The organism is Burkholderia anthinoferrum, from assembly GCF_002925705.1.
GTDB classification, from domain to species: domain Bacteria; phylum Pseudomonadota; class Gammaproteobacteria; order Burkholderiales; family Burkholderiaceae; genus Burkholderia; species Burkholderia semiarida.
In genome coordinates this window covers 56225-82590 of record NZ_LFZP01000058.1, presented here as the reverse complement: position 1 = coordinate 82590, position 26366 = coordinate 56225, and the positions used below count along the sequence as shown (strand labels likewise).

Sequence of the window (26366 nt, the reverse complement as noted above, 5' to 3'; positions counted from 1 at the left end):
CATGCGAGATACCTGCCAGGCGCTCAATACACACACGGCGGCACCTGACGCCAACCACGACGCGGCGGCCCCATGCGGGCGTCGCCATCGGGTGCCGCGACTCCGTTCCGATCCATCCCGCTCCAGGAGATTCACATGAATGCCTCGAAAATCACCTTCGTGCTCGCCGCCCTTGCAACCACCGCATCGGTGTACGCGGCGTCCCCCGCCGAGTCGGCCGCCGCCGGCTACGACGCACCGGCTGTCACGCAATGGGCGCCCGTCGCCGCGATGCCGAAGACCCGCTCGGAAGTCCGCCATGAGCTCGCGCTCGCGCGTCGGAACGGCGAGCTCGACGCGCTCAGGAAGCTCTATTCCGGGCATTGATCGCCCGTCCTGCCAACCGGCCGGGTACCGGCGCGCACCGCCGGCATCCGCGCCGTAACCGCGTTGCCCCCGCGACTTCGGGCACGCCGCCTTCCCATGAAGCGAACCGAACTTGCAACGATGCTTCCCGACCTGCTGCCGCGCCTGCGGTCGTTCGCGATGCGGTTGACCGCGAATCGACACGACGCGGACGAGCTCGTGCAGCGCGCCTGCCTTCGCGCCCTCGAACGCGCGCATCAGTTGCGGGCCGGCACATCGCCCGTCAGCTGGGTCTTCTCGATCATCCATTCGATCTGGCTCAACGAACTGCGCCGGCGCAATCATCGCGATCGCCTGCTGCTCGAATGGAGCCACGCAGCGGCGGAGACGGTCGCCGATCCGCGCGCCGCATCCGAGACGCGCGTCGCCGTCGGCCAGATCCTCGCCGCCGTCGAGCGGTTGCCGGCATCGCAGCGCAGCGCGCTGCTGCTCGTCAGCATCGACGGACTCAGCTATCGGCAAGCCGCCGCCGCATTGGACGTCCCGGTCGGCACCATCATGAGCCGGATATCGCGGGCGCGCAAAGCGATTCGCGTCGCGCTCGATGCATCCGGCACGGCGCACGCGCGGCTTGCACGACCGGCCGCGGAATAAACCGCGCGCGTCGCGTGTTCAGTGTAGGCAAGCGCTTCCGCGACGACGGAGGCACCCGGCCCTTCACGACTCGAAACCCACATGTCAGCGCTTTCCAGGATGCTACTCGTCTATGACGGAACCGATGAGGCTCAGGCCGCGCTTGCGCGATGTTCGGCGCTGTCGCGCGCGCTGTCCGCGGCGGTCGACGTCGTGGCCGTGGTCGACCCGGCAACCGCGAACGCGCAGTCGGCCGGGCTGCTCAGCGATCTCGCGCACCGTCGTCTCGAGGAGTTCGCCCGGGACGATCTGCAACGCGCGCTCGGCACGCTCGCCGACGACGGCATCGTCGCGCGCGGCTTCGTGCGCTTCGGACGTGCGGCCGATGCCGTCGCCGCGCATGCGATGACGACGCGCGCCGACCTCGTCGTCGTCGGGCACCGGGCCCGCAGCGGAATCGCGCGCTGGTGGCGCGGGCGCCCCGTCCATTTCGATCTGGCCGAGCGCCTTCGCGGCGTGTCCCTGATCGTCGTGACGGTCGATGCGGCGTAGGCCCGTCACGCGGCCGCCTCGACCCGCTCGACCGCGTCGTGCACCGGTGCGTCGCTGCATGGCGCAATGGTCGCGGCGAGGATCATGCGCTGCCGATTGGCACTCAGGCAGACATCGCTCGCGCGCGGACGAAACACGCGGTCACCGCGCTCGATCGCGCGCCCCGTCAACGCGCAGACCGCCGGCGCGCGTGCGCGGCTCCTGCACCAGATCTGCTCGGTGTATCGCCCCGAACGCGCATCGCTCCATGACACGCTGATCAACGACGACGAAAGGCGCTCGATCACCGCGATCGCGGAAAGCGGCTCGTCTCGCGCGAATGCGCGATCGTCGTCGTCCAGGCGCAAGCCGAGGCGACGCGACTTGTATCGCGTGCGCTGCGCCTGCAGGCACACGTCGCGTTGCTCCAGCGAAGGATGGAGGACATTGATCAACGTGCGAATCATGATGTCTGCTTCAGGCAGTGTCGCCATCACCATTTCTCCCACCGATCGGGTCAGTCGTATGAAAGCGGGCGCACGCATGCCGCCGGCGATGCGCCCGCGCGTCGCTCAGGCGCCGCCTTCCTCGCGCAGCGTGAGCCGGCTGTTGACCGACGTAACGCCGCGCACCTTGCGCGCCGCCTCGACCGCCAGACGATCCTGGTCTTCGCTCGTGATCTGGCCCGACAGCGTGACGCGTCCGGTCGCCGCGTTGCCGAACACCGCGATCGGCATGCCTTCCAGCCCCTTCGTCCGGTACAACGCCTTCTCGACCGTGCGCGAGAACGTGCGGTTGGCTGCCCGCACCGCCTTCTTCGACGTGCCGGCCGCCGGCGTGGACGTGACCGCGGCGTTCGCGCCGGCGGTATCGAGCCGCTCGTCGGCGAACGCGCGCAGGTTGACGCCTGCGATCAGGACGACGGCCAGGCCGCCGGTTACGACGATGTGTCGGAGTTTCATGATGGATTCCTTGGATGTCTGGTATCGAGTCGACCACTACGCATGTGCCGGTGACCTGCATCGTCACGATGCGAGCGGATCGCGCGTGCGCAGCTTCGCGCATCAGGCGCGACGCATGCCGCGAAACCGTCGTCGTTGCGATCCGTGTACCGGTGGATCCAGCATAAGGGGATGTGTCGACGCGCTCCATAGCATCTGCAGGTGTTCGGGGTGATGCATCGGCATGAGGTATCGCATACGTTGGTATAGGCATCCGGTCCGTTCATGTGCATCCGCTCGCAGTCGAACCAGGCGCGCTCACATCGGAAACAGCGGAAGCGTCACCGTTGCCCGCGTTCCGCCGTCCTGCCGCGGCGTCAGCGCGAGCTGACCGTGATGCGCGTCGACGATGGATTTGCAGATCGACAATCCCATGCCCATTCCGTGCGGCTTCGTGGTGAACAGCGGCTCGAAGAGACGCGCGGCCAGCTGCGGATCGAAGCCGTCGCCGCGATCGTCGATCCGGATGCACACCCGGTTCCGGTCCGACTCGCACGTCAGTACGATGACACGCTCGTGCTCGGGCGTGCGCAGCATGGACTCGGCGCCGTTCATCAGCAGGCTGATGATCGCCTGCTGCAACTGCGTGCGTTCGCCGTGCATCGGCAGCGGCGCCGCGCATCCGTCGATCCGCAAACGCACCTTCATCGCGTCGAGCGTGCTTTCCAGGATGTCGGCCGTCTCGCGCAGTGCATCCGCGAGATCGAACTCGGCGAACACCGGCGCCGCCTGCCGCGCCTTCGCGCGCAACGCGCTGATGATGGTCCGCGCACGCACCGCGCATGCGCAGATGTGCGCGAGCATCTCGCGGGCCGCGTCGATATTCGGCACGCCGCGATCGAGCCAGTTCAGCCCGGCGCGCGCGGACGTGTCGATCGCCGTGACCGGCTGCGCGACCTCGTGCACGATCGACGCCGCCAGCTCGCCGTACGCGGTGAGCCGGCCGACGCGATCCATCTCGGACTGTGCGTCACGCATCGCCGCTTCCATCGTGGACAGCCGCGCGTGCTGCACGGCAAGCTCGTCGCGCAACCGCAGGTTCTCCAGGACGAACCCCGCGTGCAGCGCGATCATCTCCACGAGCGCGACCTTCGCCGGCGTGAAGATGCCCGGCAAGTCGCCGTGTTCGAGATACAGCGCACCGAGCAATGCGCCGTTGCATCGGATCGGCACGCAGATCACCGCGCGCGGCTTGCGCCGGCGCACGTAGTCGTCGGTGCGCCATTGGTCGGCCGCGCAGGCATCGCGCAGCACGAGCCCGTTGCGCAGGTGCACGGCGGCGGCGACGATCGGAACCGGCAGTCGATCGGCCGGCGGTCGCTCCCGGCGCGGCGCATTCGGCGCGGTCGCGTCGGCGGCCCGCTCCCAGCCGCCTTCGCGCAGGACCGCGATCGCCCCCCACGTGGCCGCCGCGCCGTGCATCGCGGCATCGAGCAGCGCGCCGATGCGCGCCGCCGGCGGCACCTCGTCGGCCATCGCGCGCGACACGTGACGCAACACGTGCATGTCCGGCGCGAGCAGCGATCGACCCATCAGTTCGTCGAGGACCGGGCTCATGTCGGGACCGGCCGCGTCGGCGGCCGATTTCCACACCGTCCGCGCAGCGAAAGCGCTGCAGGAATCGTCGAGTTCGTTGTTCATGCGTCTATCTCCCGCGTACCGGATTTCGGCCTCGTCCGACCTGAATTCTATGTTTCATGTAGTGAGTACTCCACAAACGAATGTTAGCAGCACTTTCTCGAAATAAAAATGTGAAGATACGTTTACGGTGCGTTGTCCGGCGGCCAACCACCCCCAAACCACAACGATAAAGCATTGATTTATATCGATATTTATCTTTTGTTGCGCACCGCTCGCGAGATCAGTAGAATCCTCACATTCATGTAGCGTTCCCTGTATCAAATTCAAGGAATGCCGCCATCTCGGGTATTTTCATGCGGCATGGCCATGCGGCCGTGCCGGTGTAGGAACGGTATGACTCAGGCAGCAAAAGGCAAGGCGGTGCGCGGAACCGGTGTCCGGGAGGCAGCGGCACAGGAAACCCGCGACAAGATCCTGCGCGCGGCGACCAAGGTGTTCGCGCGCTACGGCTACGAAGGCGGCAGCGTGGAGCGGATTTCCAGGCTGGCGAAGTCCTATGACCGGATGATCTACTACTACTACGGGAGCAAGGAGGGGCTGTTCGTCGCGGTGCTCGAGGGCATCTACCGGCGGATGGACGAGGCGGAGCTCAGGATGGCGCCCGATCCTTCCGATCCCGTCGAAGCGCTGAAGTCCGTGATCCGCTTCAAACTGGACTACTATTGGCGCAATCCCGATTTCATCACGCTGCTCAATACCGAGAACCTGCACCAGGGCAAGCACTTGTCGAAGCTCGAGCGGCGCGGCGAATATTCGTCGCACGCGGTGCAGATCGTCACACGGATTCTCGACAGCGGTGTCGAACAGGGGTTGTTCCGCAGCGGGTTGAACGCACGCGACGTATTCCTGCTGATCATTTCGGCCGCGTATTTTTATACGTCGAACCGTTATACGCTGTCCGCATTCCTCGGCGAGGAACTGAATGCGCCGGATGCCATGCGCCGCTGGGAAGCGTTCGTGATCGACAGCGTGCTGCGGGTCGTCCGCAAGGATGCATCGACCGGCGATTGAATGCGTTGCGTGCCGAGATCGGCGCGCGTAATCATGAAGATTCCCACACCGTCGTGATGAACTATCTTCGCGCCCACACCCTCGACGAAGTACTCGGCGCGCTCGCCGCCGAACCGCGGCCGCGCATCGTGTGCGGGGCCACGGACCTCTTCGCGGAGCTCGCGCTCGTGCCTGCCCGGTCGTCATGGCTGGACGTCAGCCGCATCGACGCGCTGCACGGCATCGCGCTGCGCGACGGCGTCGTCCGGATCGGCGCGGCCAGCACGTGGGCCGCGATCGCGCGCACGGCATGGCTGCCGACGGCACTCACGGAAGCCGCCGCCACCATCGGGCCGCGGCAGATTCGGGTGCAGGGAACGATCGGCGGAAACGTGTGCCACGCGTCGCCGGTCGCGGACGGCATCCCCGCGCTGCTCGCGCTCGACGCGCACGTCGAACTGGCGAGCGTGCGCGGCGTGCGCCGCTTGCCGTTGGCCGAATTCCTGCTCGGCAATCGCGTGGTCGCGCGCGATGCGGACGAACTGCTGGTTGCCGTGCTGTTCGTACAACCGCCCGCGCACGATCGCACGTCGTTCATCAAATACACGAATCGCGACGGCCCGGCGATCGCCGTCGTATCGGCCGCCGCGCGGCTGCGCGTCGATGCCGCCGGCACGATAGCGGCAGCGGCCGTCGCCGTGGGCGGCGCATCCGGCGTCGCGCGCCGGATGCGGGCGCTCGAGGCCGCGCTGGCCGGCCGCCGGTGCGACGACCTTACCGACACGATCGCAGCGGCGCCGCTCGCGGAGCTGACGCCGGTCGACGACTGCCGCGCGACGGCAGTGCATCGCCTTCATCTCGCGCGGCTGGCCGTGTCGCGCGCCTTCACATGCTGCATCGAGGAGAACGCCCGTGGCCCACTCCCCGCCTGACCCGCTTGCCGACGTACGCGATACGACAGCGGACGACAGCGCTCCGGCTCGCCCCGAGCCGGACTGGTTCGAACTCAACGGTACGCGGCGCGGCCTGCCGGCAGACCGCGCGCAGCGGCTGATCGACCACCTGCGCGCCGACCTGCGCCAGTTCGGCACCAAGGAAGGGTGCCGTCAGGGCGATTGCGGCAGTTGCACGGTGATCGTCGACGGCGAGGCGCGCTACGCGTGCCTGATTCCCGTCGCGCAGGTCGCGGGGCGCCGCATCGTCACGGTCGAAGGCCTGGCCGACGGCACGCGGTGCGGCAGCCGCCTGCAGGACGCGTTGCTCGCCCATCAGGCGGTGCAATGCGGTTTTTGCACGCCGGGCATGCTCACCGCGGCGGCGGCAGCGATCGACGCCGGCGAAGTCACCGACCGTGCGAGCGCGCGGGCCGCGATCGACGGCGTGCTGTGCCGCTGCACGGGTTACCAGAAGATCGTCGATGCCGTGACCGAGGTCGGCTGCGGGGCGGCCGCGCGCGGCCGGACGCCCGCGCCGGCCGAAGGGCCGTCCGTCGGCGTCCCGCTCACGCGCCTCGACGGCCCCGGGAAAGTCGACGGCAGCCAGCGCTTCGGCGCGGATGCATATCCGGCCGACAGCCTGTTCCTGCGCGCCGTGCGTTGTCCGCATCACCGCGCGCGCTTCACGTTCGGCGACCTCGCCGCATTCGTCGACGCGCATCCGGGCGTGCATCGCATCCTCACGCACGCCGACGTGCCCGGCCTCAACGTGCACGGCGTCGCGACCCCGTATGCGGACCAGCCCGTGCTGGCGGAGCACGAGGCGCGCCACCATCTCGAAGCGGTCGCGCTGGTGGTCGGCGAGCGCGCGGCGATCGCCGCGCTCGACCTCGATCGCTTTCCGGTGCGGTGGGAACCGCTGCAGCCGGTCCTCGCGGTCGACGATGCGAGGCGTGACGACAGCCCGCAACTGCACGCCGATCGCCCCGGCAACGTGCTGATCGAGGGGCTCGTGCGCCGCGGCGATGCCGAGCGCGCGTTACGGGACGCCCGCCACGTCGTCACGGCCACGTTCGCATCGAGTTTCGTCGAGCATGCGTATCTCGAACCGGAGGCCGGCTGGGCGAGGCGCGTGGGCGACACCGTCGAGATTCATTCGTCGACGCAAGCGCCGCATCCGCATCGCGCCGATCTCGCGCGCATTCTCGCGATACCGCCCGAACAGGTGCGCGTCGTCGCGACCGCGGTCGGCGGCGGCTTCGGCGGCAAGCTGGACATGACGGTCCAGCCGCTGCTCGCGATCGCGGCGTGGCATCTCGGGCGGCCCGTCGCGATGGTGTTCTCGCGCGAGGAATCGATGGCCACGTCGACCAAGCGCCATCCGGCGCGCATCACGTCCAGCATGGCGGCCGATGCCGACGGCCGGCTGCGCGCGGTGACGTTCGACGGCGACTACAACACCGGCGCGTTCGCGTCGTGGGGAACGGCCATCGCGAACCGCGTGCCCGTGCATGCCGGCGGGCCGTACGTGATTCCCCACTACACGGCGCGCTCGCGCGCGATTCATACCCACGTCACGCCGGCCGGCGCCTTTCGCGGCTTCGGCGTGCCGCAGACGACGATGTCGCAGGAGCAGCTGATCGACGAGCTCGCGTTCGCGACCGGCATCGATCCGCTCGAATTCCGCGCGATGAACGCGCTGCGGCCCGGCGACGCGCTGCCGACGGGCCAGGTGCTCGACGACAGCGTGGGGCTCGTCGCGTGCCTCGATGCGCTGCGCCCCGCGTGGCGCGACGCACACGCGCGGCTCGCGACGCTCAATGCGGCGTCGCCGGGGCATCTGCGCCACGGCGTCGGCGTGGCCGCCTTCTTCTACGGCTGCGGCAACACCGCGTTGCCGAACCCGTCGACCGTGCGCTTCGGCATCCGGCCCGACGGCACGATCGTCCTGCACCAGGGCGCGGTGGACGCCGGCCAGGGCGCGAACACCGTCATTCCGCAAATCGCCGCCGATGCGCTCGGCGTGCCGGTCGACCGCCTGCACTTCATCGGGCCGGACACCGCGCTGTCGCCGGATTGCGGCCGCACGTCGGCGTCGCGCCAGACCCTCGTCACCGGTCGCGCCGCCTTTCTCGCCGGCACGATGCTGCGCCGCCGGCTGCTCGCGTTCGCCGGCGCGGCTTCCGATGCGCGCATTTCGGCCAATGCGTGCGGCATCGCCGTCGACGGCCGTCCGCTCGATCTGCGTGCGCTGCCGGTCGACGCGCATGGCTACGCGATCGCGGCCGAGGAAAGCTTCGATCCGCCGACCACGTCGCTCGATGCGGCGGGGCAAGGCACGCCGTACGCGACCTACGCGTTCGGCGCGCAAATGGCGGAAGTCGCGGTTGATTGCGACAGCGGGCGCGTGCGCGTGGTGAAGGTCGTAGCCGCGCACGACGTCGGCAGGATGGTGAATCCGACACTGCTCGAAGGCCAGATCGAAGGCGCGGTCGCGCAAGGCATCGGCATGGCGCTGATGGAGAAGTACCGCCCCGGCGAGGGCAACAATCTGCACGACTACGTGATTCCGACGGTGCACGACATGCCCGACGTGCAGTCGATCTTCATCGAGGCGCCGACGGCCATCGGCCCGTACGGCGCGAAAGGCATCGGCGAGCCGGCGCTGGTTCCGACGGCGGCGGCCATCCTGAATGCGATTCATCATGCAACCGGCGTGCGCATCCGCGAAGCCCCCGCCACGCCGGACGTCGTGCTGCGCGCGCTCGCCGCCCGCACCTCGGCCGCCGCGCTTCGATAGCGGCGTTCCTACCTGGCGAACAAGAACGATGACGACAACGAGACAAGCCGATCAAGCATCGCTGGGCGCCGCACGGCGCTCGTCCTGGTACGCGGAACTCGATCCGGCCGGCAAGCGCGCCTTCAAGGCCGCATTCGCCGGCTGGGCGACCGACGCGTTCGATTTCATGGTGTTCAGCTTCGTGCTGGCCTCGCTGATCGACCTCTGGGCCCTCGATCGCGGCAAGGCCGGGCTGTTGAGCACCGTGACGCTGATCTTCTCGTCGGTGGGCGGGTGGATCGCCGGCATCCTCGCGGACCGCTACGGGCGCGTCAAGGTATTGCAAGGCACGATCCTGTGGTTCTCGGTCTGCACGCTCGCGATCGGCTTCGCGCAGGACTTCGAACAGATTTTCGTGCTGCGCGCGCTGCAAGGACTCGGCTTCGGCGGCGAATGGGCGGTGGGCGCCGTGCTGATCGGCGAGACCGTCGCACCGGCCCATCGCGGCAAGGCGGTCGGCCTCGTGCAGAGCGGCTGGGCCGTCGGCTGGGGCTGCGCGGCGGTGCTCTACGGCATCGCGTTCTCGGTGCTGCCCGAGTCGCTCGCGTGGCGCAGCCTGTTCTGGGTCGGCATCGTGCCGGCGCTGCTCGTGCTGTATGTGCGCAAGCACGTGGCGGAACCGGAAGCGTTCGTGCAGGCCGACGCCGCGCGCCGGCAAGGCGCGGGCCAGCCGTCGGTGTGGACGATCTTCTCGCGTTCGCACGCGCGCCGCACCGTGCTGGCCGCGCTGCTGTGCACCGGCATCCAGGGTGGTTTCTATGCGATGTCCACGTGGCTGCCGGCCTTCCTGAAGATCGAGCGGCACCTGTCCGTGCTCGACACCGGCGCGTATCTGTTCGTGATCGTCGTCGGGTCGTTCTGCGGCTATGTCGTCGGCGCGTATCTGTCCGACTGGTGGGGGCGCCGACGCAACTTCATGCTGTTCTCGGTGCTGTCGCTCGCGTCGGTGTGCCTGTACCTGACGCTTCCGCTTTCGAATGCGCAGATGCTGTGGCTTGGCTTTCCGCTGGGCTTCTCGTCCTGCGGGATCTTCAGCGGGGTCGGCGCATACCTGACGGAACTGTATCCATCGACCGTACGCGGCAATGCGCAGAGCTTCACGTACAACTTCGGCCGCGGCATCGGCGCGCTGTTTCCGAGCCTCGTCGGCATGCTGAGCCATTCGCTGGGGCTCGCGTCGGCGATCGCGATCTTCGCCGGCGCGGCCTATGGCGTGGTGCTGCTGGCGGTGCTGCTGCTGCCGGAGACGAAGGCCCGGTCGCTTTGAGTCCCGGGCGGCCCGTCACGCGAGCGCCGCTTCGCGCAGACGGAACTGCGCGACCGCCGCGCTCAGCCGCGCGCCCTGTTCGTCCAGCGACAGCGCCGCGGCCGCCGCCTCCTCGACCAGCGCGGCATTGCGCTGCATCGTCTGCTCCATCTGGATCACCGCGGTGTTCACCTGTTCGATGCCCGACGACTGCTCGTCGAATGCCTGGCTGGTTTCGCCCATGATCGCGTTGACGCGCTCGACCGCCGCGACGAGCTCGGCCATCGCCGAGCCGGCCAGCGCGACGAGGCCGCTGCCGTCTTCGACGCGTCGCGCGGAATGGCCGATCAGCTCGCGAATTTCCTTCGCCGCGGCGGCACAGCGCTGCGCGAGCCCGCGCACCTCGGTCGCGACGACCGCGAACCCGCGCCCCTGCTCGCCCGCGCGCGCGGCTTCGACGGCGGCGTTCAACGCGAGAATGTTCGTCTGAAACGCAATGCTCTCGATCACGCCGACGATGCCGGAGATGCGCGTGGAGCTCTGCGAGATTTCGGACATCGTCTCGACGACGCGCTGCATCGCTTCGCCGCCGCGCGACGCGATGCCGGCCGCGCCCTCGACGTACGTGCGCGCATCGCGCGCGTTGTCCGCGTTCTGGCGCACGGCCGCCGTCAGTTGCTCGACGCTCGCGGCTGCCTGCTGCAGCGATACGGCCTGCTGCTCGGTGCGCGCGGACAGGTCGACGTTGCCGCTCGCGATCGTGCGCACGTCGCCGACGATCGTCTCGGTGCTCGCGCGCACCTGGCTCACGGTATCGACGAGGCCGTCCTGCATCCGCTTCAGCGCGTTCAGCAGATACGCCATTTCGTTCTCGCCCGGCACGACGACCGCGCCGGTCAGGTCGCCTTTCGAGATTTTCTCGAACTGGTCGACCGCGAGGTTGATCGGCTCGATGATCGCCTTCGCGAGCACGCGCTGCGCAACGAAGCCGACGACGAGCGCCAGCACCGCGACCGCGCCCATCCCCCACACGATTCGGTGGAAATTGACGCCGGCCGCATCGTAGCGCGCCTTCTGGCGCGTGACCTGGAACGATTCGAGCGCGTCGATCGCCGCCTGGTAGGCCGCGAACAGCGCGGGCGGCGCGGTGCGCTGCGTGTCGAGAAAGTTGAATGCGTCGTCGCCGTCGAGCTGCGACAGCGCCTTCAGGAACACGCGGTCGAGCAGCGCGCGACGATGGGTCTGCAGCGTGTCGAACAGCGCCTGTTCGCCGGCGTCGCGCGCGTGCAGACGCGCGTACGCGTCCAGTTCGTCGTTGCTCTGCCTGAGCAGCGTGTGGAGCTGCGCGACTTCGGCCTTCGCGGGCTGGCCGGCGCTGATGATCTGCGCGACGTCGCTCATGCGTTCGCGCAGCACGAGCATGCGCTCGGAGCTGGTCTTCAGGTGCAGCAGCGACGCGGTATCGTCGCGATACATCGCCTCGAGCGAGCCGTTGCCCATGTAGAGGGCCGCGATGCAGGCGCCGACCACCAGCACGAGCAGCACGGTATAGCCGGCGATGGTCGCGAGGAGGCCACCACGGATAGTGAGTTGTTTTCGCATGACGTTCCCTTGAGCCGGCCCGGCACGGCCAGCGGCGGAGGTGAATTCCGGAACACGAACGACGCGCGCCATCGAGCAATGCGCGGCGCGGGGCTGCGAACACGTTAACGGCGCGGGAAACGGGCGGCTTTTATCCGCACGCGACGCGAATCTGGACGATTGCGACAGAGAGAGGCGGATGCAGCACGGCTACCGGCCGTCGCCGGACCTCGAACGGATCTCGTCGGCCGACGGGTCGCGCGGGTGCGCGGCGGTCCGCCAAACGTTTTCCCACGCGTCCTTCACCATCGCCCGCCGGTCGCCGGCATCGCGTCACGCGTCGGTCTCGTAAAACAGGCCGTATTCGCCGTTCGTTCTCCTGATTCGCGCGAACCCCGCTTCTCCCAGATGCATGCCGGCGATCAGCAGCCGTTCCGAGCTGACCCGGTCGAGCAGCCGCGAACGCGTCGCCACCGCCTGCGACGCATCGTGGTCGAACGCAATCGACACGTCCGGCCGCTTGATCTGGATGTGCGGAAAATGCACGATATCGCCCCACACGAGCAGGCCCTGATCGCCGGATTCGAGCACGTATCCGGTATGTCCGTCGGTATGCCCCGGCAGCGGCAGGGCCGTGATCCCCGGCAGCACCTCGCCTGCATCGAAGACCCGAAGCGCGTCGCCGTAAGCGTCGAATACCTGACGCGCGATCCGGAAATTGCCGCGGGCGCGCTCGCTGGCGCGGCTCAGGTTGCCGTCGTCCCGCCAGAATTCGACCTCGCGCCGATGCGCGACCAGCTCCGCATTCGGAAACGCAACCTGTCCGGCCCCATTCACGAGCCCGCCGACGTGATCGGGATGGGCGTGCGTGAGCAGGACGGTGTCGATCGCGGCAGGCTCGAAACCGGCGAGCCGCAAATTGTCCTTCAGGCGGCCGCCCCATTGTTTGATGCCGCCAGCCCCTGCGTCGACGAGAATCGTGCGGCCCGCGCCGCGCACCACGTAGCAATTGATATGCACGGCGGACGGCTGCTGCTGGCCGGCCGCACGCTGCATCCCGGCAGCATCGGCCACGTCGATATTCGACAGGACATCGAGGCCGGCCGTGAGGTAGCCGTCGCTGATCGCGGTGATCGTGAAATCCCCGACACGCCGGCCGGGAAACGTCATGTTGGACACCATGCTTCTCCGGAGTGGCTAGTTTCGGGCGTGAAGGTTCGGCTCGGCATGACCGAAACAACGGATGCGTGCCGTCAGGCCCGTGCGGCGCACGACGGCGCGATCCAGCGCCTCCATGAATGCATGCATGACCGCGGGCGAGCGAAGCGACGCCTCGCGATACCGGATTTCCGCGAAAACGGGATGCCCGCATCCGTGCCGAACCGCCACGTAGATGACGTGGACGTTCCGCGGCTCCGCCTGAAGAACATCCGTACAGAGTTCGATGCAGTCGCCGGAAAGTTCGTCAAGGCGTGCGTCAGGCGGCATGCGCCGTGCATCGATATGGAAAGTCACGTTAGGCATCGCGGGCCCCTTTTGCGAGTTGCTCCGTGATCGGCGCGTACAGGTCGAGGCCGGCCGGCACGTTCCCGGCGACGGGGGCATCGCTCCGCGGCACGACCGCGAGCCAGCGGCGCGCCGGATACCGCTCCAGCGCCACGGCCCGCATGGCCAGCGGCTTCAGGCCCAATCCGATCAACGGGTCGGGTCCGCTGGCACTCAGCGCGAGCAGTTCGTCGGCATCGACCGCCGGCGCACGACCGATATCGCTGTAGAGATTGCGGTGCCAGTCGGTGATGTGTTGCTGCCAGCGCGCGAAATTGCCGCCGCCTTTGCGCCGATACTCATCGCCGGTCAGCACGCCGAGACCATCGATCGTGTGAACGGCCAGATAAACGGGGCAGCCGGCGCCGATCGCCTTGAAACGCTGCGACGTGTGAAAGCCGCTGACCGAGATGAGGGCCGGCAGCTTTTCGAGGCTGTAGAAGTCGTTCCATTCGGCTTCGCCGGCAGGGTCGGCGAAGGTGCATTCCACGGTGTAGATCATCGGATTGTCCTGTGTGACGGATCGGCATCCCGCGCTTCGAATGCGGGATATTCAGTGCAGTGACGTAATGCTAATCTGCTGTTTTCCGCGCAGATATCGACTTAAAGTCAGCCTTCAGTGATATTTGTTCAAGCTGACGGTCGAACGCGCTCCGACCGCGAGACTCCGATGCGACGCAAGATCCCGAGCAATTCCGCGCTCCTGGCCTTCGAGGCGGCGGCCCGACACGGCAGCTTCGCCCGCGCCGCCGACGAGCTGGCGCGCACCGAGGGCGCCGTCAGTCGCCAGATCGGCCGGCTGGAGGCATTCCTCGGCGTGACGCTGTTCGAACGCGTCGGCAACCGGGTGCGGCTCGCGCCCAACGGCACGCGATACGCGGTACAGGTGCGCGAGATTCTGGATCGGCTCGAACGGGACAGCCTGTATCTGATGGGGCAGCCCGTCGAAGGCGCGAGCATCGACATCGCCGCGATTCCGACCTTCGCGACCCGCTGGCTGATCCCGCGGCTCAAGCGCTTTCAGGATCGCCATCCGAACGTCACCGTGCATATCGCCGAACGGATGGAGCCCTTCCTCCTGGCCGGCAGCGGATTCGACGCGGCCATTCATTTCGAACATCCGGCCTGGGCCGGCATGCATCTGCATCCGCTGCTGGAAGAGGTGCTGGTACCCGTCTGCAGTCCGGCGCTTCTCGAAGGCGTCGGCGCGCACCCGTCGCTGGATGCGCTGCCGCGCCTTCACCGGCGGCAGAATCCCGACGCGTGGCAAATCTATGCGCAGGAGACCGGCATCGAGCTGACCAATTCGGCGGTCGGCCCACGATACGATCTCCATTCGATGCTGATAGAGGCCGCGCTGGCCGGGCTGGGCGTCGCCCTGGTGCCGCGCCTTTACGTCGGGTCCGAACTTGAACAAGGGCGGCTGGTCGCGCCCTGGCCCGACGGCAATGCGATTACCAAGCACTTCTGCCTCGTGCTGCCCGAGCCGATCGAATTGAGCGCGGCGCCGGTGCGGGCGTTTGCGGAGTGGGTGCTGGGCGAGGCGGGTTGGTGCGTTGATGCCGCGCCCGACGTTCATCGCGACACGGATCAGGAAAGCTCTTTACGGATGATGCAGACCGATATCGAAGCCCCGGGGCCCGCCGGCCCGCTGCGCGGCACGCTGTTGTCTCCTGCGACGGCCGATGTTCCGGTGGTGCTGATCGTGCCGGGATCGGGCCCGACTGACCGGAACGGCAACAATCCCTACGGCATTCGGGCATCGACCTATCGTTTGCTAGCCGAAGGATTGCTCGATCGAGGCATCGCGTCGGTTCGCATCGACAAGCGCGGCATGTACGGTAGCGCTTCGGCGGTCGCGGATGCGAACGACGTCACGATCGACGACTACGCAGCAGACGTCGGCGCGTGGGTGGCCGCCATTCGGACGCGGACCGGTGCGCGCCGCGTATGGGTGCTCGGGCATAGCGAGGGAGGATGGGTCGCGTTGTCAGCGGCGCGGCAGACCGCCGATATTTGCGGTCTGATCCTCGTGTCAACACCGGGACGGCCGCTCGGACAGGTATTGGCGCAGCAGCTGCAGTCGAACCCCGCGAATGCCGGTGTACTGAGCAACGCGATGTCGATACTCGAATCGCTCGAAGCCGGGAAGACGGTCGACGCGGCCGACATCGGTCCCGCTCTGATGCCGTTGTTCAGGCCGCAGGTTCAGCGGTTCCTGATGAGCGAATTGGCCATCGATCCGGCCGCCCTTCTCACTGGCTATACGAAGCCGGTGCTGATCGTGCAGGGCGCGCGGGATATTCAGGTGGGCGTGCAGGACGCGCAGCGGTTGAAGGACGCCAATCCACGCGCCCGGCTGGCAATTGTCGCAAACGCCAATCACGTGCTCAAGACCGTTCACACGGACACGCTGGACGACAACCTTGCCGCGTATTCGAACCCGGATCTTCCTTTGACAAACGGTGTGGTGGAAGCCATTTCGGCATTCGTTCGGGAGTCGAATGGCGGCGGCCTGGGTCATCCTGCGCTTTCGCAACGGAAAAACGCGCGATGACGCACCTGATTCGATTCCGGGTTCGGCCTGTTTATCACGGTAGCGATCTGCTGGTCGAAATACTCGATGACCACCGCGCAGCCGACTTTCCGGATATCGCCGAGATCCTCCGGGATGCGCTGCATGCCGTCCGGCTCGCGCATCCGGACGGCCTCGACGACCCGCACGTCGCCTTGTCGCAGGACCGCTATTTCAGCTATTGGACGTATGATCGCGGCGACTATGAAATCGACGACGATATCTGGGGCTGGTGTGCCACCGCGCCGGTGAACAACCGGGTCATCGTCGCGGACATCGAGCGGGCGCTGCTGGCGACTGGAAGATTCATCAACGAACCCGTGGATTTCGGCAAGTTTGCGTGACGCAAAGCGATCGCATCCGCCGGTACTTCGAACCGCCGCTCCCCTCCGCTAATCCAGATAGGGCTCCAACACACCCCCGATCCAGTCCATGAAAGCCCGCACGCGCGGCGAAAGATTGCGCCGATGGCGCAGACGCCGGCCGATGCGTCGCCTGAAGAAATGTCGCCGGGCGATCTCGAAACGGCCCGCCGCTATGGCGCACGCGTCGCGATGATTGCCGGCCAGCTTCGTGCCGGCCAGTCACGCGGCGACTGACGCCAGGCTTCTCCGAATTCGACGACCGATTCCCGCGCCGCGCATCACTTCGGAAGCACACCCTTGCTCATCGCATCGAGCTGTCGAACGATCTCCGCGCGCAATTCGGCCGACAGCTCGACGCTGTCGAGCAGTTCGGAAATCCACAACCCGTCGGCGGCGAGCCGGCAGATCATCAGCGTCGCGGCCCGCTCGAGCGGCACCGGGTCGGGCCGCGTCCATTCGCGCATCGGCACCGACCAGCGCGCGCGTGTGTCCTGCTCGGTGATCATCGACGCGACCAGCACGCGCAGCACGTCGATACTCGCAGCCGGATTGGCGGCATCGAGCACCGCGTGCAGATACGCGCGCGCCGCCGCGCCGTCGCCGCGGGAATCGGCCGCCATCCGCTCGGCCAGTTGCGCGCCGAACCGTTCGGTCGCCTGCCCGAACAGCGCATCCAGCAGCCCCTGCTTGTTCGCGAAGTGATATTGCAGCGCGCCTTTCGTCACGCCGGCACGCTCGGCCACCGCATCGAGCGTCAATGCGGCCACGCCGTGATGCGTCGCAATCTCCGACGCAGCCGCCAGCAATTGCGCGCGCACCTGGTCCGGCGCTTTTTTTCGCCGCACGCCGGCCACAGCGGTAGCGGGCGGTGCCGATGATCCTACAGGCGCGCGTGCACCGGGCGTTCCAGCCGGTTCGACAGGCGCGGACACGTCGCGCGGCGTGGGTTCGAGGCGTTTTTTCATGACGCGGATGGTAGCACCGCGCGTCTCGACATAAACATTCCGGCTGGATGGTATGATCCGCCGCATGAACAAGACCGCCCCCTCCCCCTGGTCCGCGCTCGACACGGCCATCGCGCGCGGACGCGACGCACTCGTGCGCCTTCAGCAGCCCGACGGCAACTGGTGTTTCGAACTCGAATCCGACGCGACGATCACCGCGGAATACATCCTGATGATGCATTTCATGGACAAGATCGACGACGTGCGCCAGGAGAAGATGGCGCGCTACCTGCGCGCGAACCAGCGGCTCGACACGCATGGCGCATGGGATCTGTACGTCGACGGCGCGCCGGACGTGTCGTGCAGCGTGAAGGCGTACTTCGCGCTGAAGGCGGCCGGCGACAGCGAACGGGCGCCGCACATGATCCGCGCGCGCGACGCGATCCTGACGCTCGGCGGCGCGGCGCGCGCGAACGTGTTCACGCGCATCCTGCTCGCGACGTTCGGCCAGGTGCCGTGGCGCGCGGCGCCGTTCATGCCGGTCGAATTCGTGCTGTTCCCGAAGTGGGTGCCGATCTCGATGTACAAGGTCGCGTACTGGGCGCGCACGACGATGGTGCCGCTGCTGGTGCTGTGCTCGCTGAAGGCGCGTGCGCGCAATCCGCGCAACGTGTCGATCCGCGAGCTGTTCGTCACGCCGCCGGAGCAAGAGCGCCAGTACTTCCCGCCCGCGCGCGGCATGCGCCGGTTGTTCCTCGCGCTCGACCGCGCCGTCCGCCCTATCGAGCCGCTGCTGCCGAAGCGCTTGCGGCAGCGCGCGATCCGGCACGCGGAAGCGTGGTGCGCGCAACGGATGAACGGCGAGGACGGGCTCGGCGGCATCTTCCCGCCGATCGTCTACAGCTACCAGATGATGCAGGTGCTCGGCTACCCGGACGATCATCCGCTGCGGCGCGACTGCGAGAACGCGCTGGAGAAGCTGCTGGTCACGCGGCCGGACGGCAGCATGTATTGCCAGCCGTGCCTGTCGCCGGTGTGGGACACCGCGTGGAGCACGATGGCGCTCGAACAGGCGCGCGGCGTCGCGGCGCCGGAAGCCGGCGAATCGGCCGGCGCGCTGCGCGAGCTCGATGCACGCATTGCTCGCGCGTACGACTGGCTGGCCGGGCGGCAGGTGAACGACCTGCGCGGCGACTGGATCGAGAACGCACCGGCCGGCGTCGAACCGGGCGGCTGGGCGTTCCAGTACGCGAACCCGTACTACCCGGACATCGACGATACGGCGGTCGTCACCGCGATGCTCGATCGCCGCGGCCGCACGCATCGCCACGCGGACAGCACGAATCCGTACGCGTCGCGCGTCGCGCGCGCGCTCGACTGGATGCGCGGGCTGCAATCGCGCAACGGCGGCTTCGCGGCGTTCGATGCCGACTGCGACCGCATGTATCTGAACGCGATCCCGTTCGCCGATCACGGCGCGCTGCTCGATCCGCCGACCGAGGACGTATCGGGCCGCGTGCTGCTGTGCTTCGGCGTGACGAAACGCGCGGCAGACCGCGCGTCGCTCGCGCGCTGCATCGACTACGTGAAACGCACGCAGCAGCCCGACGGCAGCTGGTGGGGCCGCTGGGGCACGAACTACCTGTACGGCACGTGGAGCGTGCTGGCCGGCCTCGCGCTCGCCGGCGAGGACAAGTCACAGCCCTATATCGCACGCGCGCTCGACTGGCTGCGCGCGCGGCAGCATGCGGACGGCGGCTGGGGCGAGACGAACGACAGTTACATCGACCCGAAACTAGCCGGCACGAATGGCGGCGAAAGCACGTCGAACTGCACCGCGTGGGCGCTGCTCGCACAGATGGCGTTCGGCGACTGCGAATCCGATTCGGTGCGGCGCGGCATCGCGTATCTGCTGTCGGTGCAGCAGGAAGACGGCTTCTGGTGGCACCGTTCGCACAATGCGCCGGGCTTTCCGCGCATTTTCTACCTGAAGTATCACGGCTATACCGCGTACTTCCCGCTGTGGGCACTCGCGCGTTATCGGCGGCTTGCGGGCGCGAAGGATGCGGGTGCAACCACGTCGTCCGCGTCCGGCGCGCCCGCCCCACGCGCAACGGACAGCGCGCTCGCCTGAGCCGGAACCCCGGCCGACACGGCAACACGCCGGCACGCCCGCCGGCGTCCGGCGTGCTCGACACACGTTTCGTCCCCCTTCCCCGCTCACGCGTCGCGCGGCGTCCGCATCCGCGCGAACGCGTCGCGCAAATCCGCGCAGAACGCATCGCCGATCATCGACAGCGGCTGCGACGCGGACGTCACCAGGTAGAAGTGATCTGGCACGGCCGGCTCGAACGGCTTGACGGCCACGCGCTCGCCCGCATACGCGGCCGTCACCGGATCGATCAGCGCGACGCCCGCGCCGTTCGCGACGAACGCGACGATCGTCCGTGACAGTTGCGCCTCGATCGACAGCACGCGCGCCACGCCGGCTTCCACGAAAACGCGGTCGATCGCGCTGCGCGCCTCGAAACTCGGCGGAAACGAGATGAACGGTTCGCCGCGCAGATCGGCCGGCCGCACGACGCGCTTGCGCGCGAGCCGGTGCCCGCGCGGCACGATGCAGCGCATCGCGCTTTCCGCGAGCCGCTCGCCGCGCACGGCCGGATGCGGAACGGGCTCGGCGATCAGCCCGACATCGCACTGCCCCGACGCGACCTTGTCGACGACGGTCGACGCACTGTGCGCGAGCAGCGTGATGTCGACGCCCGGATGCGCGTGCGAAAACCGCGTGACGAGCTCCGGCAGCAGATCGAGCGCGACGGCAGGCGAGCCGGCCACGCGCAGCGTGCCGCGCCGCATCGCGCGGATCTGCTCGGCGGCCTGCGCGACGCGATCGAGGCCGACGAACGCGCGCTCGACTTCCTCGTACAGCACGCGCGCCTGCGCGGTCGGCGTGAAGCGGCCCTGCTGCCGCTCGAACAGCACGAAGCCGATCCGCGCCTCGAGATCGGCGATCAGCCGGCTCACGGCCGGCTGCGAGATATGGAGCTCGCGCGCCGCGCGCGTGACGGTATGACGCTGCATCACCGCACGAAACGCTTCGATCTGGCGAATCCTGAGCGAGGGCGTGGTCATAACATTGGATTATGGATCGTTGATCAAGCTGTATTGGACAGCCCATTTTGCCTGTCCGAACATCGGTTTCGCAACGTACCGAAAGCAAGGAGCCGCGCCGCCATGGGATATAACACGCAACCGCCTGACCCGCGACAACGGAGCCGCGCATGACCGCGCGCCGCTTCGACGTCGTCGTGGCCGGCGGCGGCCTCGTCGGCATGGCCATCGCGTGGGGCCTCGCGCGTCTCGGCCAACGCGTCGCGGTGTGCGACGGCGACGACATCGCGTTTCGCGCGGCGCGCGGCAATTTCGGGCTCGTGTGGGTGCAGGGCAAAGGCGGCCGCTGCCTGCCGTATGCGCGCTGGTCACGCGAATCGTCCGAGCGCTGGCATGCGTTCGCCGCGCAGTTGCAGCGCGAAACGGGCGTGGACTGCGCGTTCGAGCGCCCGGGCGGCATCGAGCTGTTCGAACATCGCGCGGAACTGGACAGCGCGACCGACCTGCTCGAATCGCTGCGCCGGCAGGAAGCCGCGCTGTCGTACGAAGTACTCGATCCGGCGGCGCTGCGCCGTCTCGTTCCCGCGGCATCGCCGTCGCTCGCGGGCGCGCTCTGGTCGCCGAACGACGGTCACGCGAATCCGCTCGCCACGCTGCGCGCGATGCTGCAGGCGTTCCAGCAGTGCGGCGGCATCTATCTGCCGCGCAGCGAAGTCGCCGAGATCCGCCCGCGCGCCGGGCGCTTCGAGATCGACACGCGCGATGCGCGGCTCGAAGCCGCGCGCGTGGTGCTCGCGGCCGGCCTCGACAACGCGCGGCTCGCGCCGATGGTCGACCTGCGCGCGCCGATCTCGCCGCTGCGCGGCCAGATCATGGTCACCGAGCGCCTCGCGCCGTTTCTCGACTATCCGACGCTCGTCGTCCGGCAGACCTCGGAAGGGTCGGTATTGCTCGGCGACTCCGCCGAAGACGTCGGCTTCGACGAAGGCCAGACGCGCCCGGCGATGGTCGACATCGCGCGCCGCGCCCGCACCGCGTTCCCGGCGCTGGCCCATGCGCGCATCGTGCGCGCGTGGGGTGCGCTGCGCATCATGACGCCCGACGGCTTGCCCGTCTACGAAGCGTCGGCCACGTATCCCGGCGCATTCATCGCGATCTGCCACAGCGGCGTGACGCTCGCGGCGGCCCACGCCGATCTCGTCGCGCCGTGGATCGCCGGCGGCGCCGCGCCGGCCGACCTGTCCGCCTTTACCACCGCGCGCTTCGCCGCGCTCACGGAAGCCCGGCATGTTTGAATCCCTCATTCCCGCCGCCGCGATGCTCGACCGCGTGCGCATCCATATCGACGGCACGCCGCACGACGTGCCCGCGCACGACAGCGTCGCGGCCGCGATGCTCGCCGCCGGTTCGGCCGCGTGCCGCACGAGCGCCGTGAGCGGCGCGCCACGCGGCCCGTTCTGCATGATGGGCGTGTGCTTCGACTGCCTCGTCGAAATCGACGGCGTGCCGAACGTGCAAGGCTGCATGACGCCCGTCGCCGACGGCATGCAGGTGCGCACGATGCACGGCAAGGCGAGGCTCGCATGACGCGCCGCCAGTGCGACCTGCTGATCGTCGGCGCCGGGCCGGCCGGAATGGCGGCGGCAACTGCCGCGCGCGCGGCCGGCTTGTCGGTGGTCGTCGCGGACGAGGGCCGCGCGCCCGGCGGCCAGATCTACCGCAACGTGGCCGATGCGCCGGCGCCGCTCGCGCAATGGCTCGGCGCCGACTACACGGCCGGCCGCCCGCTCGTCGACGGCCTGCTCGCCAGCGGCGCGCATTACCTGCCGCGCAGCGTCGTGTGGCAAATCGCGTTCGAGCCGGAACCCGTCGCGATGCTCACGCAAGGCGGCCCGTCGCGCGGCACGCTCGACATCGGCGCGCGCGCGGTGCTGATCGCGACCGGCGCGCAGGAGCGGCCGTGGCCGGTACCCGGCTGGACGTTGCCCGGCGTGATGGGCGTCGGCGCCGCGCAGACGCTGCTGAAAGCGTCGGGGCTCGCGCCGTCGACGGACGCCGTGCTCGCGGGCAGCGGCCCGCTTTTGTGGCTGTTCGCCGCGCAATTGCTGAATGCCGGCCGGCGCGTGCGCGCGCTGGTCGATACGACACCGCGCGATGCGTGGCGCCGCGCGCTCCCGCATGCGCTGCCGGCACTGCGCGGCGCCGACTATCTGCTCAAGGGCTGGCGCATGCTGCGCGCGGTGCGCCACGCCGGAATTCCCGTCTATCGCGGCGCGACCGACGTCCGCATCGACGGCGACGAGCGCGCCGAACGCATCCGCTTTCGCGACGCGCACGGCGTCGCGCAAGCGCTCGACACGTCGCTCGTGCTGCTGCATCAGGGCGTCGTTCCGTCGACGCAGCTCGCGCGCTCGCTCGGCTGTGCGTATGAATGGGACGAGTCGTCGGCATGCTGGCGGCCGCGGTGCGACGCGCGCGGCCGCAGCAGCGTGCCGCACGTGTGGATCGCGGGCGACGGCGCCGGCATCGGCGGCGCGCGGGCGGCGGCACTGGCCGGCGAAATATCAGCGCTCGACATCGCCGTGCAACTCGGTGCGCTCGATGCGCAACGGCAGGCCGCACGCGAACGCCCGGCGTTGCACGCATTGCGCCGCCACCTCGCGGTGCGCCCGCTGCTCGATGCGCTGTACACGCCGCCCGCCGCGCTGCGCCGCCCCGGCGACGACACGATCGTGTGCCGCTGCGAGGAAGTCACGGCCGGCGAGATCCGCCAGCTCGCGGCGCTCGGCTGCCAGGGGCCGAACCAGATGAAGGCGTTTACGCGCTGCGGCATGGGTCCGTGCCAGGGGCGCTGGTGCGGCACGACGGTCGGCGAGCTGATCGCCGACGTGCAGCAACGCGGCGTCGGCGACGTCGGGCACTACCGGATCCGCGCGCCGATCAAGCCGGTCACCGTCGCCGAGATGGCCGACGCCCTCGAACTGTCGAACGATTTTCAGCGCGGCGAATTCCCGAGCTGACGCGCATGCCCACTCTTCCCCACACGAACGGAGCCTGACCATGAAGACGCGCATCACGATTCTCCTTGCCGCCGCCGCGATGGCCGTCGCGTCGCCTGCGTCGGCGAAGGAATGGACGACCATCCGCATCGGCGTCGATCCAACCTACCCGCCGTTCGAATCGACCGCGACCGACGGCAGCGTGAAGGGCTTCGACATCGATCTCGGCAACGCGCTGTGCGCGAAGCTGAAGGCGAAATGCGTGTGGGTGTCGAGCAGTTTCGACGGGCTGATTCCGGGGCTGCAAGCGCGCAAGTTCGACGTGATCCTGTCGTCGATGGCCGCGACCGAACAGCGGCGCCGGCAGATCGACTTCACCGACCGCCTGTACCGCAACCAGACGCGGCTGATCGCGCGTACCGGGTCGGGGCTGCTGCCGGACGCGGCGAAGCTCGCCGGCAAGCGCGTCGCGGTCGAGCAGGGCACGGTCCAGGAAACCTATGCGCGCGAGAAGTGGGCGGCCGCGAAGGTCGAGGTCGTGCCGTATCCGAGCTACGACCAGGCGTACGCGGATCTCGCCACCGGGCGCGTCGACGGCGTGCTGATGGATGCGGTGCACGGCCAGCTCGGATTCCTGGCGACGCCGCGCGGCAAGGGCTTCTCGTTCGCGGGCGGCGTGGTGTACGACGCGAAGATCATGGGCAACGGCGATGCGGCCGGCGTGCGCAAGGCCGACACCGACCTGCGCGACGCGCTGAACCGCGCGATCGCGCAGATTCGCAGCGACGGCACCTACGACACGATCCAGTCGAAATATTTCGACTTCGACATGTACGGGAATTGACGACACGCGTGCGCGCGCCGCGTCGTGCGCAGGCAAGTGGATCCGGTCCGGGTTGCATGAGAAAGTCCCCTTTGGGACACAATCTTCCAATCTTGAGTCCGATAAGGTCTGACATGCTCGACATCCGCCAGCTTCAATATTTCATCGCGGTCGCGGAAGAGGAACACGTCGGCCGCGCCGCCGAGCGCCTGCACATCTCGCAATCGCCGCTCAGCCGCCAGATCGCGCAGCTCGAGGAAAAGCTCGGCCTTACGCTGTTCGAGCGCAGCCAGCAGCGCATTCGTCTGACGCGCGACGGGCGTACGTTTCTCGGCGAAACGCGCGCGTTCCTGCGCCATGCGAACCGGCTCGAATCGCTCGCGCGCCGGCTCGGTCGCGGCGACGAAGGCGGCCTCTGCATCGGCTACCTCGAAACGGCCACGCACTCGGGCGTGCTACCGCGCGCGTTGAAAACGCTGCGCGCCGGGCGCCCGTCCGTTCACATCGCTTTGTACAACTATCAATCGGCCGCGCAGCTCGAAGGCTTGCGCGAGCGCAGCCTCGACATCGCGCTCGTCACCGAGCCGCCCGCGCCGGACGATCCCGAACTCGATTCGACGAAGGTGCTGGACGATCCGATGCTGCTCGCGATGCCCGACGGGCATCCGCTCGCGAAGAAGAAGACGCTCGTCGCCGACGATCTCGCCGCGCAGGCGTGGATCGGCGTCACGCAGCAGGACAGCGCGCCGCGTCACGGCGCGTTCGTCGCGGCCTGTGCGAAGGCCGGCTTTTCGCCGGACATTTCAGTGGAAGCGACCGAGCCGCTCGCCGCGCTCGGCCTCGTCGCGGCCGGGCTCGGCGTGACGATGATCCAGCAGAGCCTGCGTCACCAGGTGCCGGAAGGCGTCGTGCTGCGCGAGCTGCCGTGGTTCAGCTACCGCACGCCGCTGTGGGCCGCATGGCACAAGGTCAATCTGCGGCCGCTGGTCGGAATCTTCCGCGAGATCCTGACCGGCGAGGAAGTCGTCGAGACAGCGGCGAAATAAATGCGCGAACGCGCGGGGCGTCGTTGCATCACGGCGCCTTACGCGCCTGTCGCGAGTGTGACGATCGCTTCGCGACCCTGACTGTCCTCGCGCCTTGCGCGGCTTCCGCTTCCGGTCATCGCCTTTCAGGATCGACGATCGGCCGGCAGCGGCGCATTGGCCGCGATCAGACCTTGTTCGCGCATCTCGCGCCAGAAGTCGGCCGGAATCGCCGCGTTCAGCGCCGCCTGGTCTTCCGCGATCCGCTCCGGACGGCTCGCGCCCGGGATCACCGCGACGGTGGCCGGATGCGACATCGAGAACTGCAGCGCGGCGGCCTTGATCGGTACGTCGTAACGCGCGGCGATCGCCTTGATCCGATCCACCTTCGCGAGGATTTCCGGCGACGCCTTCTGGTATTCGAAGTGCGTGCCGCCCGCGAGCACGCCCGAGCTGTACGGGCCGCCGACGACGATCCCGACGCCGCGCGCGGCCGCCGCCGGCATCACGCGCTGCAGCGCGCGTTCGTGATCGAGCAGCGTGTAGCGGCCGGCCAGCAGCATGTCGTCCGGTTGCGGCTCGGCGAGGTCGAGCACCAGCTCGATCGGTTCGACGCGGTTCACGCCGAGGCCCCATGCGTTGATCACGCCTTCTTCGCGCAGCTTGCTCAGCACGCGGAATGCGCCCTTGCGCGCCACTTCGAATTGCGCGAGCCATTCGTCGCCGTAGAAGTCCTGCGCGATGTCGTGCACCCACACGATATCGAGGCGGTCGGTGCGCAGGCGTTTCAGGCTGTCCTCGATCGAGCGCAGCGTCGCGTCAGCCGAGTAGTCGTTGACGATGCGGTTCGGCCGGCCGTGTTCGAACAGGCCGCCCTTTTCGCCGAGGTCGCGCGCCGACACGTCTTCGATTTCGTCGAGAATCACGCGGCCGACCTTCGTGCTCAGCACGTATTCGTCGCGCGGATGGTTCGCCAGCGCGTCGCCGAGGCGGATTTCCGCGAGGCCGGCGCCGTAGAACGGGGCCGAATCGAAATAGCGGATGCCGTGTTGCCACGCGGCTTCGACGGTGGCCGCGGCTTCCGCGTCGGGGATGTTGCGGAACATGTTGCCGAGCGGGGCGGTACCGAAACCGAGGATCTTGTGGCCGGGCAGCGCGAGACTCATGATTTTCTCCAGGGAACGAGGGAAAGCGGGTTCAGTCTAGGGAAGCGGGTTAAGTCTGTCCAAGACGG

General features: G+C 68.4%; 25 protein-coding genes and 3 pseudogenes. 17 read left to right on the top strand and 11 right to left on the bottom strand.

The annotated features are described in order from the left end of the window. The first annotated feature begins 135 nt into the window (after positions 1-135). The 3 genes from C5F75_RS28515 (at position 136) to C5F75_RS28505 (ending at position 1530) form a co-directional block, all read left to right on the top strand. Entirely contained in the window at positions 136-366 is a 231-nt protein-coding gene (locus C5F75_RS28515) for a DUF4148 domain-containing protein (RefSeq protein ID WP_104013098.1), read from the top strand. Between the two features lie 96 nt (positions 367-462). Then, entirely contained in the window at positions 463-999 is a 537-nt protein-coding gene (locus C5F75_RS28510) for an RNA polymerase sigma factor (protein WP_059579252.1), read from the top strand. Between the two features lie 81 nt (positions 1000-1080). After that, positions 1081-1530, top strand: a complete 450-nt coding sequence (locus tag C5F75_RS28505) for a universal stress protein (RefSeq protein WP_258048608.1) — start codon at positions 1081-1083, stop codon at positions 1528-1530. A 5-nt stretch (positions 1531-1535) separates the two neighbouring features. Here C5F75_RS28505 and C5F75_RS28500 read toward each other — a convergent pair whose 3' ends face one another. The 3 genes from C5F75_RS28500 to C5F75_RS28490 all read right to left on the bottom strand — a co-directional run bounded on the left by C5F75_RS28500 (position 1536) and on the right by C5F75_RS28490 (position 4151). Continuing rightward, entirely contained in the window at positions 1536-2003 is a 468-nt protein-coding gene (locus tag C5F75_RS28500) for a DUF3331 domain-containing protein (RefSeq protein WP_060009116.1), read from the bottom strand. Between the two features lie 78 nt (positions 2004-2081). After that, positions 2082-2471: a BON domain-containing protein gene (locus C5F75_RS28495; RefSeq protein WP_059579260.1), complete on the bottom strand. Its 390-nt coding sequence runs from the start codon at positions 2469-2471 to the stop codon at positions 2082-2084. Between the two features lie 297 nt (positions 2472-2768). Beyond that, positions 2769-4151 (bottom strand): sensor histidine kinase, encoded by a 1383-nt coding sequence (locus tag C5F75_RS28490; protein ID WP_089465948.1) that lies wholly within the window; start codon positions 4149-4151, stop codon positions 2769-2771. Positions 4152-4484: 333 nt separating this feature from the next. Here C5F75_RS28490 and C5F75_RS28485 point away from each other — a divergent pair, with 333 nt between their 5' ends. Genes C5F75_RS28485 through C5F75_RS28470 form a run of 4 tightly spaced genes read left to right on the top strand, consistent with a single transcriptional unit; the run spans position 4485 to position 10182 of the window. Next, positions 4485-5162, top strand: a complete 678-nt coding sequence (locus C5F75_RS28485) for a TetR family transcriptional regulator (RefSeq protein ID WP_059579268.1) — start codon at positions 4485-4487, stop codon at positions 5160-5162. Positions 5163-5218: 56 nt separating this feature from the next. Further along, positions 5219-6073, top strand: a complete 855-nt coding sequence (locus C5F75_RS28480; protein WP_104013118.1) for an FAD binding domain-containing protein — start codon at positions 5219-5221, stop codon at positions 6071-6073. Beyond that, a complete protein-coding gene (locus tag C5F75_RS28475) occupies positions 6054-8876 on the top strand; it encodes a molybdopterin-dependent oxidoreductase (RefSeq protein ID WP_104013096.1) in 2823 nt (940 codons plus the stop codon). The genes C5F75_RS28480 and C5F75_RS28475 overlap by 20 nt, the downstream gene beginning before the upstream one ends. A gap of 28 nt (positions 8877-8904) precedes the next feature. Continuing rightward, entirely contained in the window at positions 8905-10182 is a 1278-nt protein-coding gene (locus C5F75_RS28470) for an MFS transporter (protein WP_104013095.1), read from the top strand. Between the two features lie 15 nt (positions 10183-10197). Here C5F75_RS28470 and C5F75_RS28465 read toward each other — a convergent pair whose 3' ends face one another. The 4 genes from C5F75_RS28465 to C5F75_RS28445 all read right to left on the bottom strand — a co-directional run bounded on the left by C5F75_RS28465 (position 10198) and on the right by C5F75_RS28445 (position 13789). Further along, entirely contained in the window at positions 10198-11763 is a 1566-nt protein-coding gene (locus C5F75_RS28465) for a methyl-accepting chemotaxis protein (RefSeq protein ID WP_104013094.1), read from the bottom strand. 312 nt (positions 11764-12075) lie between these two features. Then, the gene (locus tag C5F75_RS28455) at positions 12076-12921 is read right to left on the bottom strand and encodes an MBL fold metallo-hydrolase (protein WP_104013117.1); all 846 of its coding nucleotides are present in this window, start codon (positions 12919-12921) and stop codon (positions 12076-12078) included. Positions 12922-12939: 18 nt separating this feature from the next. After that, positions 12940-13266, bottom strand: a complete 327-nt coding sequence (locus tag C5F75_RS28450) for a hypothetical protein (RefSeq protein WP_059579280.1) — start codon at positions 13264-13266, stop codon at positions 12940-12942. After that, positions 13259-13789: a sugar ABC transporter gene (locus C5F75_RS28445; RefSeq protein ID WP_104013093.1), complete on the bottom strand. Its 531-nt coding sequence runs from the start codon at positions 13787-13789 to the stop codon at positions 13259-13261. Before C5F75_RS28445 ends, C5F75_RS28450 begins: the two co-directional genes overlap by 8 nt. A gap of 168 nt (positions 13790-13957) precedes the next feature. On the opposite strand from C5F75_RS28445, the pseudogene C5F75_RS28440 reads away from it, so the two are divergent. From C5F75_RS28440 to C5F75_RS28430, 3 genes and pseudogenes are all read left to right on the top strand, one after another. Then, positions 13958-14833, top strand: a pseudogene (locus tag C5F75_RS28440) (LysR substrate-binding domain-containing protein); the annotation flags it as partial. A 63-nt stretch (positions 14834-14896) separates the two neighbouring features. Beyond that, the gene (locus C5F75_RS28435) at positions 14897-15844 is read left to right on the top strand and encodes an alpha/beta hydrolase (protein WP_104013116.1); all 948 of its coding nucleotides are present in this window, start codon (positions 14897-14899) and stop codon (positions 15842-15844) included. Next, a complete protein-coding gene (locus tag C5F75_RS28430) occupies positions 15841-16206 on the top strand; it encodes a hypothetical protein (RefSeq protein WP_104013092.1) in 366 nt (121 codons plus the stop codon). The genes C5F75_RS28435 and C5F75_RS28430 overlap by 4 nt, the downstream gene beginning before the upstream one ends. A gap of 48 nt (positions 16207-16254) precedes the next feature. Here C5F75_RS28430 and C5F75_RS37400 read toward each other — a convergent pair. Next, positions 16255-16332, bottom strand: a pseudogene (locus C5F75_RS37400) (transcriptional regulator); the annotation flags it as partial. Between C5F75_RS37400 and C5F75_RS28420 the strand changes: the two are divergent. Further along, a pseudogene (locus tag C5F75_RS28420) lies at positions 16321-16461 on the top strand (NADPH-dependent FMN reductase); the annotation flags it as partial. The pseudogenes C5F75_RS37400 and C5F75_RS28420 overlap by 12 nt on opposite strands. Positions 16462-16505: 44 nt before the next feature. Here C5F75_RS28420 and C5F75_RS28415 read toward each other — a convergent pair. After that, positions 16506-17192, bottom strand: a complete 687-nt coding sequence (locus C5F75_RS28415; RefSeq protein ID WP_104013091.1) for a TetR/AcrR family transcriptional regulator — start codon at positions 17190-17192, stop codon at positions 16506-16508. A 52-nt stretch (positions 17193-17244) separates the two neighbouring features. On the opposite strand from C5F75_RS28415, the gene shc reads away from it, so the two are divergent. Continuing rightward, positions 17245-19305, top strand: a complete 2061-nt coding sequence (gene shc, locus C5F75_RS28410; RefSeq protein ID WP_104013090.1) for a squalene--hopene cyclase — start codon at positions 17245-17247, stop codon at positions 19303-19305. Positions 19306-19391: 86 nt separating this feature from the next. On the opposite strand, the gene C5F75_RS28405 is transcribed toward shc, so the two are convergent. Next, on the bottom strand, positions 19392-20306 hold the full coding sequence (locus C5F75_RS28405) for a LysR substrate-binding domain-containing protein (protein WP_059579298.1): 915 nt from the start codon (positions 20304-20306) through the stop codon (positions 19392-19394). 149 nt (positions 20307-20455) lie between these two features. On the opposite strand from C5F75_RS28405, the gene C5F75_RS28400 reads away from it, so the two are divergent. The 5 genes from C5F75_RS28400 (at position 20456) to C5F75_RS28380 (ending at position 25153) form a co-directional block, all read left to right on the top strand. Continuing rightward, positions 20456-21580 (top strand): NAD(P)/FAD-dependent oxidoreductase, encoded by a 1125-nt coding sequence (locus C5F75_RS28400; protein WP_104013089.1) that lies wholly within the window; start codon positions 20456-20458, stop codon positions 21578-21580. Continuing rightward, positions 21573-21872 carry a (2Fe-2S)-binding protein gene (locus C5F75_RS28395; RefSeq protein ID WP_104013088.1) on the top strand — a complete coding sequence of 100 codons (300 nt, stop codon included), beginning with the start codon at positions 21573-21575 and terminating at the stop codon, positions 21870-21872. The genes C5F75_RS28400 and C5F75_RS28395 overlap by 8 nt, the downstream gene beginning before the upstream one ends. Beyond that, on the top strand, positions 21869-23305 hold the full coding sequence (locus C5F75_RS28390) for an FAD/NAD(P)-dependent oxidoreductase (protein WP_104013087.1): 1437 nt from the start codon (positions 21869-21871) through the stop codon (positions 23303-23305). Before C5F75_RS28395 ends, C5F75_RS28390 begins: the two co-directional genes overlap by 4 nt. Before the next feature lie 40 nt (positions 23306-23345). Then, entirely contained in the window at positions 23346-24128 is a 783-nt protein-coding gene (locus C5F75_RS28385; RefSeq protein ID WP_104013086.1) for an ABC transporter substrate-binding protein, read from the top strand. 113 nt (positions 24129-24241) lie between these two features. After that, complete coding sequence (locus C5F75_RS28380; protein WP_060009152.1) at positions 24242-25153, top strand: LysR family transcriptional regulator; 912 nt, start codon at positions 24242-24244, stop codon at positions 25151-25153. A gap of 125 nt (positions 25154-25278) precedes the next feature. Here C5F75_RS28380 and C5F75_RS28375 read toward each other — a convergent pair whose 3' ends face one another. After that, positions 25279-26298, bottom strand: coding sequence for an aldo/keto reductase (locus C5F75_RS28375; protein ID WP_104013085.1), 1020 nt, complete (start codon positions 26296-26298; stop codon positions 25279-25281). Positions 26299-26366: the final 68 nt, after the last annotated feature.

Excerpts from the sequence above, each read along its gene's own strand:
- C5F75_RS28450 (WP_059579280.1), bottom strand. The coding sequence starts at position 13,266 with ATGCCTAACGTGACTTTCCATATCGATGCACGGCGCATGCCGCCTGAC.
- C5F75_RS28380 (WP_060009152.1), top strand. The coding sequence starts at position 24,242 with ATGCTCGACATCCGCCAGCTTCAATATTTCATCGCGGTCGCGGAAGAG.
- C5F75_RS28445 (WP_104013093.1), bottom strand. The coding sequence starts at position 13,789 with ATGATCTACACCGTGGAATGCACCTTCGCCGACCCTGCCGGCGAAGCC.
- C5F75_RS28400 (WP_104013089.1), top strand. The coding sequence starts at position 20,456 with ATGACCGCGCGCCGCTTCGACGTCGTCGTGGCCGGCGGCGGCCTCGTC.
- C5F75_RS28465 (WP_104013094.1), bottom strand. The coding sequence starts at position 11,763 with ATGCGAAAACAACTCACTATCCGTGGTGGCCTCCTCGCGACCATCGCC.
- C5F75_RS28435 (WP_104013116.1), top strand. The coding sequence starts at position 14,897 with ATGATGCAGACCGATATCGAAGCCCCGGGGCCCGCCGGCCCGCTGCGC.
- C5F75_RS28405 (WP_059579298.1), bottom strand. The coding sequence starts at position 20,306 with ATGACCACGCCCTCGCTCAGGATTCGCCAGATCGAAGCGTTTCGTGCG.
- C5F75_RS28415 (WP_104013091.1), bottom strand. The coding sequence starts at position 17,192 with ATGAAAAAACGCCTCGAACCCACGCCGCGCGACGTGTCCGCGCCTGTC.
- C5F75_RS28470 (WP_104013095.1), top strand. The coding sequence starts at position 8,905 with ATGACGACAACGAGACAAGCCGATCAAGCATCGCTGGGCGCCGCACGG.
- C5F75_RS28375 (WP_104013085.1), bottom strand. The coding sequence starts at position 26,298 with ATGAGTCTCGCGCTGCCCGGCCACAAGATCCTCGGTTTCGGTACCGCC.
- C5F75_RS28510 (WP_059579252.1), top strand. The coding sequence starts at position 463 with ATGAAGCGAACCGAACTTGCAACGATGCTTCCCGACCTGCTGCCGCGC.
- C5F75_RS28505 (WP_258048608.1), top strand. The coding sequence starts at position 1,081 with ATGTCAGCGCTTTCCAGGATGCTACTCGTCTATGACGGAACCGATGAG.
- C5F75_RS28385 (WP_104013086.1), top strand. The coding sequence starts at position 23,346 with ATGAAGACGCGCATCACGATTCTCCTTGCCGCCGCCGCGATGGCCGTC.
- C5F75_RS28495 (WP_059579260.1), bottom strand. The coding sequence starts at position 2,471 with ATGAAACTCCGACACATCGTCGTAACCGGCGGCCTGGCCGTCGTCCTG.
- C5F75_RS28395 (WP_104013088.1), top strand. The coding sequence starts at position 21,573 with ATGTTTGAATCCCTCATTCCCGCCGCCGCGATGCTCGACCGCGTGCGC.
- shc (WP_104013090.1), top strand. The coding sequence starts at position 17,245 with ATGATCCGCCGCATGAACAAGACCGCCCCCTCCCCCTGGTCCGCGCTC.
- C5F75_RS28480 (WP_104013118.1), top strand. The coding sequence starts at position 5,219 with ATGAACTATCTTCGCGCCCACACCCTCGACGAAGTACTCGGCGCGCTC.
- C5F75_RS28430 (WP_104013092.1), top strand. The coding sequence starts at position 15,841 with ATGACGCACCTGATTCGATTCCGGGTTCGGCCTGTTTATCACGGTAGC.
- C5F75_RS28515 (WP_104013098.1), top strand. The coding sequence starts at position 136 with ATGAATGCCTCGAAAATCACCTTCGTGCTCGCCGCCCTTGCAACCACC.
- C5F75_RS28500 (WP_060009116.1), bottom strand. The coding sequence starts at position 2,003 with ATGGCGACACTGCCTGAAGCAGACATCATGATTCGCACGTTGATCAAT.
- C5F75_RS28485 (WP_059579268.1), top strand. The coding sequence starts at position 4,485 with ATGACTCAGGCAGCAAAAGGCAAGGCGGTGCGCGGAACCGGTGTCCGG.
- C5F75_RS28490 (WP_089465948.1), bottom strand. The coding sequence starts at position 4,151 with ATGAACAACGAACTCGACGATTCCTGCAGCGCTTTCGCTGCGCGGACG.
- C5F75_RS28390 (WP_104013087.1), top strand. The coding sequence starts at position 21,869 with ATGACGCGCCGCCAGTGCGACCTGCTGATCGTCGGCGCCGGGCCGGCC.